The sequence below is a fragment of the Massiliimicrobium timonense genome, assembly GCF_002160865.1.
GTDB lineage: Bacteria > Bacillota_I > Bacilli_A > Erysipelotrichales > Coprobacillaceae > Allocoprobacillus.
Genome location: NZ_NFLJ01000002.1, coordinates 1 through 14,145, shown reverse-complemented (window position 1 = coordinate 14,145; position 14,145 = coordinate 1). Strand labels below are relative to the sequence as shown.

The 14,145-nt window shown below is 31.7% G+C and carries 14 protein-coding genes; all 14 read left to right on the top strand.

Going from position 1 to position 14,145, the window contains the following annotated elements; genetic code table 11:
• Positions 1–91 precede the first annotated feature (91 nt).
• The 14 genes from B5E75_RS00835 to tet(44) all read left to right on the top strand — a co-directional run bounded on the left by B5E75_RS00835 (position 92) and on the right by tet(44) (position 14,092).
• Positions 92–445, top strand: coding sequence for a helix-turn-helix domain-containing protein (locus tag B5E75_RS00835; RefSeq protein ID WP_087356923.1), 354 nt, complete (start codon positions 92–94; stop codon positions 443–445).
• A gap of 259 nt (positions 446–704) precedes the next feature.
• On the top strand, positions 705–1,397 hold the full coding sequence (locus B5E75_RS00830; protein WP_087356922.1) for an iron-sulfur cluster assembly scaffold protein: 693 nt from the start codon (positions 705–707) through the stop codon (positions 1,395–1,397).
• 13 nt (positions 1,398–1,410) lie between these two features.
• Complete coding sequence (locus B5E75_RS00825) at positions 1,411–2,409, top strand: GGGtGRT protein (RefSeq protein WP_087356921.1); 999 nt, start codon at positions 1,411–1,413, stop codon at positions 2,407–2,409.
• A gap of 537 nt (positions 2,410–2,946) precedes the next feature.
• A complete protein-coding gene (locus B5E75_RS00820) occupies positions 2,947–3,768 on the top strand; it encodes a ParA family protein (protein WP_087356920.1) in 822 nt (273 codons plus the stop codon).
• Between the two features lie 13 nt (positions 3,769–3,781).
• Positions 3,782–4,723, top strand: a complete 942-nt coding sequence (locus B5E75_RS00815; RefSeq protein ID WP_087305056.1) for a ParB/RepB/Spo0J family partition protein — start codon at positions 3,782–3,784, stop codon at positions 4,721–4,723.
• Positions 4,724–4,985: 262 nt separating this feature from the next.
• The gene (locus B5E75_RS14910; RefSeq protein ID WP_255376276.1) at positions 4,986–5,120 is read left to right on the top strand and encodes a hypothetical protein; all 135 of its coding nucleotides are present in this window, start codon (positions 4,986–4,988) and stop codon (positions 5,118–5,120) included.
• A 161-nt stretch (positions 5,121–5,281) separates the two neighbouring features.
• A complete protein-coding gene (locus tag B5E75_RS00810; RefSeq protein ID WP_206413948.1) occupies positions 5,282–8,752 on the top strand; it encodes a SpaA isopeptide-forming pilin-related protein in 3,471 nt (1,156 codons plus the stop codon).
• On the top strand, positions 8,745–8,870 hold the full coding sequence (locus B5E75_RS14905) for a hypothetical protein (protein WP_255456800.1): 126 nt from the start codon (positions 8,745–8,747) through the stop codon (positions 8,868–8,870). The genes B5E75_RS00810 and B5E75_RS14905 overlap by 8 nt, the downstream gene beginning before the upstream one ends.
• A gap of 75 nt (positions 8,871–8,945) precedes the next feature.
• A complete protein-coding gene (locus B5E75_RS00805; RefSeq protein ID WP_087356919.1) occupies positions 8,946–9,578 on the top strand; it encodes a hypothetical protein in 633 nt (210 codons plus the stop codon).
• Complete coding sequence (locus B5E75_RS00800) at positions 9,562–10,287, top strand: hypothetical protein (RefSeq protein WP_087305058.1); 726 nt, start codon at positions 9,562–9,564, stop codon at positions 10,285–10,287. Before B5E75_RS00805 ends, B5E75_RS00800 begins: the two co-directional genes overlap by 17 nt.
• A complete protein-coding gene (locus B5E75_RS00795) occupies positions 10,277–11,005 on the top strand; it encodes an LPD28 domain-containing protein (RefSeq protein ID WP_087305059.1) in 729 nt (242 codons plus the stop codon). The genes B5E75_RS00800 and B5E75_RS00795 overlap by 11 nt, the downstream gene beginning before the upstream one ends.
• A gap of 224 nt (positions 11,006–11,229) precedes the next feature.
• A complete protein-coding gene (locus B5E75_RS00790) occupies positions 11,230–11,580 on the top strand; it encodes a VOC family protein (protein ID WP_087302310.1) in 351 nt (116 codons plus the stop codon).
• Positions 11,581–11,592: 12 nt separating this feature from the next.
• A complete protein-coding gene (locus tag B5E75_RS00785) occupies positions 11,593–12,120 on the top strand; it encodes a PadR family transcriptional regulator (RefSeq protein WP_087356918.1) in 528 nt (175 codons plus the stop codon).
• A gap of 49 nt (positions 12,121–12,169) precedes the next feature.
• Positions 12,170–14,092: a tetracycline resistance ribosomal protection protein Tet(44) gene (gene tet(44) / locus B5E75_RS00780; RefSeq protein ID WP_087302314.1), complete on the top strand. Its 1,923-nt coding sequence runs from the start codon at positions 12,170–12,172 to the stop codon at positions 14,090–14,092.
• The last annotated feature ends 53 nt before the right edge of the window (positions 14,093–14,145 follow it).

The following is a 14,145-nucleotide window of genomic DNA, read 5'->3' as shown; positions in this document are numbered from 1 at the left end:
AAATGGATATCAAATATAAATCAATTATTCATGAATATTCCACAGATTTTCCTAACTCTCCGATATAATGGTAAAAGACGAGGTGAGATAAATGTTAAAAATTGGCAAAATTTTAGCAACCAGATTAGAAGAAAAGAATATGACACAAAAAGAGATTGCTAAAAAATTAAATATTTCACCCGGTGCCTTTTCAGCATATGTAACAGATACGAACTTTCCACGTCTGGATATTCTTAAGGATATTTGTCAGATTCTTGATATTGATTTGAATCATCTCTTGCATTTGAATAGTCATGGCAACCCTGATTTGTTAATTCAAGGTAAAGATGAAGAAAAAGTTATTCAATATATGAGAAGTCTTTCTCCTAAAGAACGTGAAATATTGTTGGAAGGTATTCAGTCGCTTATGAATATTATTGAAAAGATGAATCATTTAAAGGAATAGTCTAACTATTTCTTTTTTTATTTGGGTATTTACTTAAAGCAATTCTATTATATAAAATATACAAGACATTTGCAATAAGTAAATATTTATATTTCACATTTTTTGATAATTTTTTCACTATGAAAGTGCTGTCTACATTGACTTTAGAGGCTATTTGACTTATAATCACAGTAGGTGAATTCCTTCACCACAATCAGAAAAAAAGTACAGTTTTCTGATTTGTCTGGCTAATCATTTTGAAAATGAAAGGAGTAAAAAAATGATTTATACAAAAGAAGTAGAAGAAATGTGTACTGTTGCACGTGGTGCAAGTCATGGATGTGCTCCAATTCCTGAAGAAGGAAAATGGGTATATTCAAGAGAAATCAAAGATATTTCTGGATTAACACATGGTGTTGGTTGGTGTGCTCCTCAACAAGGTGCATGTAAATTAACTTTAAACGTGAAAGAAGGAATTATCGAAGAAGCATTAATTGAAACACTTGGATGTTCAGGTATGACTCATTCTGCTGCTATGGCAAGTGAAGCTTTAGTTGGTAAAACTTTATTAGAAGGTTTAAATACTGACTTAGTTTGTGATGCTATTAACACTGCAATGAGAGAATTATTCTTGCAAATTGTTTATGGTCGTACTCAATCAGCTTTCTCTGAAGGAGGACTTACTATTGGGTCTGGTCTTGAAGATTTAGGTAAAGGATTAAGAAGTATGTTAGGTACTGCTTATTCTACAAAATTAAAAGGACCTAGATACCTTGAATTAACTGAAGGTTACATTAATAGACTTGCTTTAGATGAAAACAATGAAATCATCGGTTATGAATTCATTAATCTTGGAAGAATGATGGATATGATTAAATCTGGAAAAGATGCTAATGAAGCAGTAAAAGAAGCTACTGGTACTTATGGTAGATTTGATAGTGCTGCAAAATACATCGATCCAAGAAAGGAATAATGGAGGTACGAAAATGGCATTATTTGAAAATTATGAACGTAGAATTGATCAAATCAACGCTGCATTAGCTAAATATGATATTAAATCAATCGAAGAAGCTAAAGCAATTTGTGATGAAAAAGGTATTGATGTTTATAACATCGTAAAATCAACTCAACCAATCTGTTTTGAAAATGCTTGCTGGGCTTATACAGTTGGTGCTGCTATGGCAATCAAAAATGGAGATACAAAAGCTGTTGACGCTGCTAAAACAATTGGTATTGGTTTACAATCATTCTGTATTCCAGGATCTGTTGCTGATGATCGTAAAGTTGGTTTAGGACATGGTAACTTGGGATCAATGTTATTAGATGAAAAAACTGAATGTTTTGCTTTCTTAGCTGGACATGAATCATTTGCTGCTGCTGAAGGAGCTATTAAAATTGCTGAAAAAGCAAACAAAGTAAGAAATAAACCATTAAGAGTTATCTTAAACGGTTTAGGAAAAGACGCTGCAAAAATCATCTCAAGAATCAATGGTTTCACTTATGTAGAAACTCAATTTGATTATTTCACAGGTGAAGTTAAAGAAGTATCAAGAACTGCTTACTCAGATGGTCCAAGAGCAAAAGTAAACTGCTATGGTGCTGATGATGTTCGTGAAGGTGTTGCAATTATGCACAAAGAAGGTGTAGACGTTTCTATTACTGGTAACTCTACTAACCCTACTCGTTTCCAACATCCAGTAGCTGGTACTTATAAAAAAGAATGTGTTGAACAAGGTAAAAAATATTTCTCAGTAGCTTCTGGTGGAGGAACAGGACGTACTTTACATCCTGATAATATGGCTGCTGGTCCTGCTTCTTATGGTATGACTGATACTATGGGACGTATGCACAGTGATGCTCAATTTGCTGGTTCTTCTTCAGTTCCTGCTCACGTAGAAATGATGGGATTAATTGGTATGGGTAATAACCCAATGGTTGGAGCAACTGTTGCTGTTGCTGTAGCGATCGAAGAAGCTTGTAAATAATTAGGTATTTTCTAAATATTGCGAAAAACTCTGATTTAATCAGAGTTTTTTTGTTTTTATGACACAGTAAAAATTTCGTATTATATTAAATAAACGTGTTAAAACTTTATGAAACTCCTAACGATTTTTTCAGTTACTAACAGGTTACTAACAGGTTACTAACACAGTTACTAACAAATTACTAACACGTTACTAACAAACTAAAATTTAAATTTCTTTCTGTTCATCGATACTTTTTTAATCAACAATAAGTCTGTTGGTGCGTGGTGGGAGCATTTCAGACTTAGTGAGAGTTTTTCAGTTACTAACACGTTACTAACAAATACATTTTTTGATACTTATACGTCGCTATATTTTTCTTCAAAATTTAGCACTCACGTATAAGTTTTTTTATTCCGTAAATTATGATTTCTTAGATATTTTTCTTATATTTTAAATATACTAATAATCAATTTATTATTAGTAAGAAAATGTATCCATCATCAAAAATTACATAGCCAGTCTTAGCACTGGCCATGAGAAAGGAGGTAAATTTATATGACAAAGAAGTGCAATGTAATAGTAGTTGCAAATCAAAAAGGTGGAACAGGAAAAACCACGACTACTGAAAATGTAGGCATAGGTTTAGCTAATCAAGGCAAAAAAGTATTAATGGTAGACTTTGATCCACAGGGAGATTTATCAGCTTGTTTAGGATTAAAGAATGCTGATGATATGGAAAACACTATATCCAAGGCAATGAATGATATTATCTATGATAAGGAAGTTGATTACAATAATCTAATCATTCACCACGAGGAACAGATTGACTTAATCCCAAGTAACATTGAACTTGCTGACTTTGAATTAAAGCTAGTGAGTGTCATGAATCGTGAACGTGTTCTTGATATGTGTCTTAGCCCTCTCAAACAACACTATGACTATATCTTGATTGACTGTCCCCCTTCTCTTGGGATGCTGACAATCAATGCGTTATCTGCTGCCGATAATATTCTGATACCTGTACAAGCTCAGTATCTTCCAGCTAAAGGAATGACTAAATTACTGAATACAATCAGCAAAGTAAAACATCAAATCAATCCAAAGGTCGATATACTTGGTGTTGCTATCACTCTTGCTAATATGCAGACCAATTTGGGAAAAAGTACAGTGGACACAATTAGAGAAAATTATGGAAAACATATCAAAGTCTTTAATTCGATTATTCCTATTGGTGTTAAAGCTGCTGAAGCCAGTGTATCCGGAAAAAGTGTATATCAGCACGCAAAAGACAGTAACGTGGCTAAAGCTTATGAAGATTTAACTAAGGAAATCAGAAAAATTGAAAGGTCAAAACATAAAGGTACACCAGAAAGATAGGAGTTGAAATATCATGAACAAATTTGATTTAGGACTTCCTAAATTTGAAGATACTCTTTTCTCCACTGAGGAACAAAGACAGGAAGCCAGACTTGAAAAGGTCATGAAAATTCCTATCAGTGAAATTCATGACTTCAAACAGCATCCTTTTCATGTCCGTATGGACGAGGACATGGTAAAACTGATTGACAGCGTAAAAGAAAATGGTGTCTTAATGCCTGCTCTTGTCAGACCAGATAAAAATGGTGGATATGAGATGGTATCAGGGCACAGGAGAAAATTTGCGTTAGAGCAAAATGGGATAACGGAAATCGACGCTATTGTAAGAGAACTTGATGACGACCAAGCAACCATCATCATGGTTGATAGCAATATTCAACGTGAGCATATTCTGCCAACTGAACGTGGATTTGCCTATCGTATGAAATTAGAGGCAATGAAACATCAAGGAAAACGTAATGATTTAACTTCGTCCCAAGTTGGGACAAAGTTAAAAAGAGCCGATGATATGTTGGCTGAACAGGTTGGAGAAAGTAGAAATCAAATTCAACGATTTATTCGATTAACATACTTGGTTAAAGAATTAAGAAATATGGTTGATGAAATTCATGAAGATGGATTTACTATCGCATTGAATCCAGCCTATGAACTATCATTTCTTCAAATCAAGGAACAAAACGAACTCGTTGAAGTCATCAAGGAAACTTTAGCTACCCCTAGTCTTGCTCAGGCTCAGGAATTGAAACGTAAAAGTCAAAATGAAGAGTTATCTAAAGATATGATGATGGATATGTTACTGGCGGACAAGCCAAACCAAAAGGAAAAAATAAGTCTCAAGATGGAGGAAATTAATAAATATTTTCCAAAATCCTATACACCTAACCAAAAAAAGGAGATTATTCTCAAATTATTGGGTGAATGGCATAAAAAAAGAGAAAGAGAACATTCTAGATAATTTATATTCACACATGTGAATGATAAAATTGCAGAATTATTAAATTTCAGCGTATTCATGGGGGTAGTACGCCTTTTTTCGTTGCCAGTCGTGACTGTTTTTCCCCCTAAAACCCCCTTAACATTCCGAAAGGAATCACCTTTGAACTCTTAAATTCACTATATATTATAACTAACTAATTATATATAGAAATACTTATATAATTTCATACATTTGTTATAAAAAATAGAGTTATCTATAATCATAACAAGAGGTGATTGTTATGAAGAAAATATTAATAGCATTATTTATCATAGGTTTAGCTGTTTATCTAACTTCAGATAGTGAAGAAAAGCAAAAACGTAAAGAATATAACGTTGAACAAATAGAAAAGAATATTGCACCATATATAAATTAAATCAAAATTAAATAAGCAAGATATTAAAGGCATCTCAAACATGAGGTGTCTTTTTTGTTGGAAAGGAAATATAAATATGAAGACTAAAATAAGATCTCCATGTTCATTCTTTTTATTTAAAACACTACAAATAAAGAATAAAAATACAAAGGAGAAGAAAAATGTTAGATAAAATAAAAACAATGACAAAGAAATCAGTTCTGTGTATAGCAAGTGTCATGATGTTAATGAATGGACTTGTTACAAATGCGTTTGCATTAACTGGAACAACCAGTTCAATTCGATATAACGATTGGATTCTTATTGACCCTACTGATGGTAGTGAACATGGAACAGAGGGATACTTGTTGGTTGACAATCAGCCTGTGTTCTGTGTAGACTACTTTACAACTTTTCGTAACAACAAGAAAGTAACAGCTGGAACATATAAAGATATTGGTATCAGTGAAGAAAAGGCAAAGAGATTGTCTTTGATAGCTTACTATGGAACGAAAGTTGCAGGAAGAACGGATAAGGATTGGTACGCAATCACTCAGGGACTTCTTTGGAGAGAAATTCATGAAAGAGATGATCTGGAGTGGGTGAGAACCCCAACAGCCTACACTTATGCAGAGGTTCAGCAAAAGTGGAAAGAAATTCTAGCTGATGTTGATAAGTTTTATGTGGCTCCATCATTTGCCAATAAGACACACAACATTGATGCAGATAAAACATTGACCTTGACTGATACAAAAGGTGTCTTGGAAGATATGGTAGTTGTAGACGATGGTGGTCTAGATGTTAAGATCAGTGGAAATACGTTAACTGTAAAAGGTACATCATCTATTACCAAAGCAAATATTGTATTGAAGAAAGACATTCCTGCAAGTGAAACTGGAGTCAGCATTTATTATACTGCTGATGACTGTCAAGCAGTTGCAAGTTTCAAAATTGATGATGTCATGCAGACTTCAATGAAAGTGACAGTCAATCAGTTTGGAAAGCTTGTACTAACAAAATACAATGATGATAAAACATCTACAATTGCTGAAACATCTTATCGCATTACTGGACCAAATGATTTTGATGAAACACACACAACTGATAAAAATGGAAAAATCAAATTAGATAGATTAGTTCCTGGTGAATACAAAGCAGTAGAAACAAAATCTGCTAATGGATATCTTATCAATGTAAGTGAGAAATCATTTGAAATAAAACCAAATGAAACAACTTCTATTGAATTTACCAATAACGAACCAACTGGAAAGATAGAATTAACAAAATCCATTGATTCTTCTAAAACAAATGGCTTAACTGGTGATGCAACATTGGAAGGCAATACTTACGAATTGCGTGCCAAAGAAAGAATCACAAATAAAGCTGGAACAAAAACATATTATGAAAAAGACGCTTTAGTATCAGCAAAGAAAACAAACAAAGATGGAAAAATCACTTGGAATGATCTTCCTTTAGGTAATTATTACATCAAGGAAACATCATCAAATGATTCATTGGTTTTAAATACTTCTATTATCAATGTTTCTCTTGAGTATCAAGATCAGACAGTTTCTAAAGTTGTCAAAGAAGCAGATACATCAAATCGTGTCAACATGCAAAAAATTCAGGTGTTCAAATCAGGTGAAAAAGATGGAATTTCTGGTATTGTAAAAGGACTGCAAGGAGCAGAATTTACATGGAAATTGAAAAGTGAAGTCAATCATGTAGGATGGGATAATGCTACAACCTATGCAGTAATTACTACTGATGAAAATGGTCGTGCAACAACACCGTATCTTCCTCATGGAGAATATCTAGTCAAAGAAACAAAGACTCCAAAGGACTATATTACTGCTCCAGACTTTACAATCAGTGTGACTGATGATTATACCGAATATGAAGATATTGAACAAATCAAGATTATTAATATCAACAATAGACCTTTCACTTCACAGGTTAAATTAATTAAAGTTGATGAAGAAACAGGAAAGACAGTCACTTTAAATGGTGCAAGTTTCAAGATTAAGAACAGCGAGGGTAATTATGTTGTTCAAAAAGTTGCTGGACAAAAAATTGATACTTTTACAACGAATTCTAAGAATCAAGTAATTACTTCTTTTGGTAAATTAGGAGAAGTGACTTTACCGTTAGAATTGGATGCAGGAACATACACGGTGGAAGAAATCAAGGTTCCTGATGGTTTCCTTGAATTGGAAGAACCAATTACCTTTACAATTACAAATCAGCACGACTATGACATGGATGAAGATGAAACTCCTATCTTAACAATTAAGGTAGCCAATGCTCAGCCTAAAGGAAAAATCATCATCAATAAAACAGATAAGGAAACTGGTAAAGCCATGACAGATATTGAGTATCTGTTGACTGCAAAAAATGATATTGTTTCTGGAATAGATGGCTCTATTCTTTTCAAAAAAGGAGAAACTGTTGCTAAAGGAAAAACGGATGTCAATGGACAAATTATTATTGACGATCTATTCATGGGTGAATATGAATTAAAGGAAACATTGACAAATGAAGGGTATGTTTTAGATGAAACTGTTCATGACATTATCTTCAAGGCAGAAGATACAACAACTAAGGAATATACTCATGAAATCAATGTCACTAATATTGCTCCATATGGACAGATTGATTTATATAAAACTGATAAAGATACAAAAGAACCATTAGGAGGCATTACATTTGAATTAACAGCAAAAGAAGATATTTATACTCTTGATGGAAGAAACTCATTGCTGTATAAAGCTGGTGATAAAGTATCCGTAGATATTTCTGAAAATGGATTATATGTAACCAACGAACTTGGAGAAATCCATATTGGAAATCTTCCATTAGGAAAATATGAATTGAAAGAAGTTCATACTCTTGAAGGATATGTACCAAACGATACTGTCTATGATATTGATTTAAGCTATGATCACAGTGACAAAATTATCTATACAAAAGAAATCAATATAGAAAATGAAAAAACAACAACTGAAATCTCAAAGATTGATGCAACAAATAATCAAGAACTTGAAGGTGCTCACTTATCATTGAAAGATAAGAATGGAAACATCATTGAAGAATGGATTTCTGGTAAAGAAGCACATATCATCAGAGGGCTTTTGGCTGGTGAAAAATATACACTTCATGAAGATTTAGCACCAATCGGATATGCAACTGCTTCAGATGTCACTTTTACAGTTAATGCTGATGGAACTCCAACAAAAGTGACTATGAAAGATGAAATCACAAAAGTAGATATTTCAAAGGTCGATGCAACAAATCAAAAAGAAATTGAAGGTGCAAAATTAACTTTAACAGATAAGGAAACTGGAAAAGTTGTTGAATCTTGGACTTCAAAGAAAGAACCACATAGAATCGAAGGGCTGGAAGTAGGAAAAGTTTATATCTTGCATGAAGATCTTGCCCCAGCAGGTTATGAAGTTGCCAGTGATGTGGAATTTACTATTGCTGATACTGGAGAGGTTCAAAAAGTTGTCATGAAGGATCAACCTAAGACAACTGTTGTGAAAACTGGTGACAATTCTCAAACAGGATTATATCTAGCAGTCATGGCAATGGCAGGAATTGCAGTCCTAGTGATATCAAGAAAATCAAAGAAAGATGGTGACATGAATGAATAATGCCTTATGGATTGCAACAGTTACATTATCAATTGTTGCAATTGTTTTAAACATCAAGATATATATAAAAATCAAAAGACAAAAAAGAAAACTCATCGAAATGAAACAAAAACATTAACAATTAATTATTAAAAGCAGGTGGCATCATTGCTGCCTGTTTTTAAATAATTAAATAAAGAAAGGAATGAAAACTATGATTTTTAAAACTAGAGCAGAACATATAGAAAAAGTCATCAATGAAATAGGAAATTCAAGTCTATATGAATATCCACATATTGATTTTATTCTTGTCAAGGAAATCAATGGAAAGGATTATTATGCAGCTGGTGTTTCAGATCAAATCAATCCAGATGAATCTTTTCTATTTCGCCCAAAAGCGAGAAGCAAATCAATTCCTATTCAAAACATTCGTTATGACAAACAAAAATATAGAGAGTTGTTTGATGAATGTGTTGAGGGATACGTGCTTCAGCAATTGAATAAAGGATACAAGATTGTCTATATATCAATCGCCTTTCATATTAAATTGTGGGGATTTATAGACAATTATTATCACAGCATTGATATTTTTGATGTTGGTCTCATTTATTATATGTCTTTCTGTTATGAAATAGGTCTCACTTCTACTTTTTTATCGCACTATAGCTGTGGATATTTTCCAGATTTCATTCATGATTTTTTAGGTGAAGTTACATTTGAATCATCTAAGGAACTAGTCAAAACTATGATAGAAAGTAACAATCGTATGATAACTTCCCTAGAACTCAGAAATGAACTATGCTACAAGATTCTTGACGGGAGAACAGAAAATGAAGAAAGTAGTTAAAGATTTCATCAATAACTCTTATCAAATATTAAGGGATAAGGAAGAATTTGATATGGTCATCAGTCAAGTATTATCATTTAAAAACGGAGATGGTACAACTGGATTTCAGGCAATAGCTGTATCTCAAAGTAATCTTGATGAAATAAGATGCATTCGTGAAAATATTCAAGGAAAATCAGAATATATGAAAATTCTTGAATGGGACTATAACATTGAGGACTATCTATTGGATGATCTTGAAAATGGGTTTGAGATAGAATATATGACATTGGACGAGCATTGTGGCATCTGGTACACTATTGATAACTGGCGCGAAGATATTTCTCACATGAAAGGTCTTCAGAAATATCTATCCTACTGCCAACTACATGAAATCACTTCACAAGTCATTTCATTATATAGTTCAGATCATATAGATATTTCTGATCTTTATCAGGAGGCAAATGGACCATATAAAATTATTGCCGAAACAAGTATTGGGAGTAGATCGATTGTTCTAGGACACAGCTCTATTTCCCCATCTCCCTATGTGACATGGGATACTACACCTAACAGAAAACATGGATATTATGCTGGTCACTATTTTTCAAGTTACACAGATGCTTTCAAGGATTATAAAGAGCGATGTCAAGTCATCATGAGCAAACATCTTGAATTTGAAAGAAATAAAACAAAGCCTAATAAGGTGAAAAAGGAATATGAAAGATAAAAATTCATTCAAGATGGTATTATGGACTGATGATAGGAAAGTATATATCGACCTTTCAAAAGGATATGATCATGTTTCTAATTCCCTACACAAGTTAGGATATTATCCTTATGATATTAAATTTTCCCATGTAAGATTCAAGTTTACACATCAAAGTAACGAAAATTTAAAATATCTAGCCCATGTTATTACTAAAGATGATTACATCATGGACGTATTTAGAGCATATCAATACCTTAATCGTGTAGAAGGGTTTGATAAACATTTAAGTATGCTAATAAAGACACAGCATGTTCATTCAATTAAAGATATACTGATTCAAGGAAATCTATATCAACTCTATAACAATAATAAAAACAATAATATACCCAACACACAGAAGATAAAACTAGAAGATATAAGATTTCAAGAAATAACAATTTTCAGTAAGCATGCATTATTTACACCTTATCGAATCGATAATAAAGATTTGCCTAAAGGGTTATACAGATATGAGTGCCAGTGCGATGATAATCAAGATGGAATAATTACAATGATAGGAAAATGTATTCATGTCAATTTTTGGGGAACCATATTGACTACAAAGAAGATAGGATTACATCATGGTTATAGAAATGTAGATGAAATTAAAGATATGTTATTTGCAGATGCTAGAAGTATCTCACTCCATGATTATCTTAAGAAATATCCTATTGTGAAATCTAATCATTCTCGTTAATTTATCTTGTAAACAAAATTTCTTCATGAGATAATTTAATTAAATAAATAGTAATTTACCAAAAAGATTGTCAGTAATGACAGTCTTTTTTGTACGACAGGCAGTTATACAAATAAATTAGTTCAGTGCAACTAATCTATTTTTTTATTATATATTGACTTTTAACGATAACTACTATAAAATATAGTAGTGTAGTTTATAGTAGAAAGGAGGACATTAAATATATGAAAAATTATGACAATTATTTTCTTCCTGTAGATAATATGGAAGAAGCAAAAAGATACTATGAGGAAATATTGGGGTTAAAAAAGAAATTTGATTTCTCTGATAAGGGAATGGTTGCTTATAATATTGGAAATGAAGAACCTGCAATAATTTTAAAAGACAAAAATAAATTTGAGAATTTAAAGCCTACAATATGGTTTGAAGTAGAAGATGTTGCAATCTTCTATAAAGAAATGTTGAATAATGATATAAAATTTTTGAGTGAGCCTTTTAAAATTGGAACTGGTAATGCAGTCGAGTTTGAAGATCCATTTGGAAATAGACTTGGCGTTACAGATTATATTAAGTAAGGAGTAGAGATTATGTCAAATATAGATTTGGTATTATTAGGATTTATTAAACAAAAATCACAAAGTGCTTATGATATTAAAAAAAATATAGAATATCGTAATATACCAAGATGGGTAAAAATTAGTGAACAGTCTATTTATAAGAAAGTATTACAATTAGAATCAAAAGAATATATTGTTAGCCATAAAGAGAAAGAGGGAAATATGCCAGATAAAGCAATATATACTATTACTAACAAAGGTAATGATTATTTTAATAAACTTATGAATGATATTTCAAATTCTGATGTTAGTCTATATTTGGATTTTAATGTTATTATCACGAATTTAGATTTAGTAGATGATGAACAAAAACAGATTCTTGTTTCTAATATAAAATCAAAGATATTAGAATTAAAAGAATTACTAAATGAAAGACGTTCTCATAGACAACATATTCCTAATGTTGGAAAACAAATGTTCAAACAACAATTAGCATTAGTAGAAACATTAGAAAAGTGGATAATTGATTTTGAGAATAGTTTAAAAGAACAAAATTAGCAAATATTGATTTTAAGTTAAAAGATAAATTTGTAGGGAGGGAAATTCCATGAAAATAATCAACATTGGTATTCTTGCTCATGTAGATGCAGGAAAGACGACCTTAACGGAAAGTCTGCTTTATACAAGTGGAGCAATTTTAGAATTAGGCAGTGTAGATAAGGGAACAACAAGGACAGATACTATGTTTTTAGAACGTCAGCGTGGAATCACAATTCAGGCAGCAGTTACTTCTTTTAATTGGAATGACTACAAAATCAATATTGTAGATACTCCTGGACATACAGATTTTATAACAGAAGTGTATCGTTCCTTATCTGTTCTTGATGGAGCAATTTTAGTAATTTCTGCTAAAGATGGTGTACAAGCACAAACCCGAATACTATTCCATGCACTTCAAAAAATGAATATACCAACAATTATTTTTATAAATAAAATAGATCAGGATGGAATTAACTTAAATAATATTTATCAAAATATCAAAGAAAAACTTTCAAATGATATTATTGTTATGCAAAATGTAACATTAACTCCAGAAATATCAATTAAAAATATCATTGATTTAGATGATTGGGATCCTGTAATTTCCAAAAATGATAAACTTTTAGAAAAATATATTGTAGGAGAAAAATTGACTATACAAGAATTAATGTATGAAGAATATAGGTGTGTTAAAAAAGGTTCGTTGTTTCCTATATACCATGGAAGTGCTAGAAATAATATAGGGACTCAACAACTTATCGAAGCTATTTCAAATCTTTTTTGTTCTGAAATGAATGAGAATGATTCAGAACTATGTGGAAGAGTTTTTAAAATTGAATATACAGACCATAAGCAAAGATTAGTTTATTTGCGTCTTTATAGTGGAACATTACACTTACGAGATACAATTATGTTGCCAGAAAAAAAGAAAATGAAACTTACAGAAATATATATTCCTTCAAATGGGGAAATGATACAGACAAAAATAGTTTGTTCTGGAGATATTTTTATTATACCTAACAATACATTAAGATTGAACGATATTATAGGAAATGAAAAGATTTTGCCATGCAATGTATGGAATGACAAGACTGTACCAATACTACGAACAAGAATTGAACCGATAAAAATAGAAGAGAGAGAAAAATTATTGGATGCTCTTACAGAAATTGCAGATACTGATCCTCTTTTACGTTATTATGTTGATACGATAACACATGAAATCATCATTTCTTTTTTAGGAACAGTGCAGTTAGAAGTTATCTGTTCTCTGTTGATTGAAAAATATCACATAAACATAAGAATCGAAGATCCAACCGTAATTTATTTGGAAAAGCCATTACAAAAGGCAGATTATACTATTCATATTGAAGTACCACCAAATCCATTTTGGGCATCAATTGGATTATCAATAACTCCACTTCCAATTGGCACTGGAATACAGTACGAAAGCAAAGTTTCACTCGGTTATTTAAATCAAAGTTTTCAAAATGCAGTAAGAGAAGGTATTAATTATGGACTGGAGCAAGGATTGTATGGTTGGAAAGTGACAGATTGTAAAATATGTTTTGAATATGGTGTTTATTATAGCCCTGTTAGTACTCCCTCGGATTTTCGCTTTCTTGCCCCAATTGTACTTGAACAAACATTGAAAAAAGCGGGAACGCAATTATTAGAGCCATATCTTTCGTTTATACTTTTTACACCAGAGGGATACTTTTCTCGTGCATATAAAGATGCACAAAAACATTGTGCAATAATTGAAACAAGTCAATCAAAAAATGATGAAGTTATTTTTACAGGACATATTCCTGTACGTTGTATTAATGAATATCGTAATACTTTAACTCTATATACAAATGGGCAAGCAGTTTTTTTGACAGAATTAAAAGATTATCAAATTGCTACTTGTGAACCAGTTATTCAATCACGTAGACCAAATAATCGAATAGATAAAGTACGCCATATGTTTAATAAAAAAGAAAATTAAGTTACTATTCACTAAAATTACAATTTAGTGATTTGTTTAATAAATAGTAATTT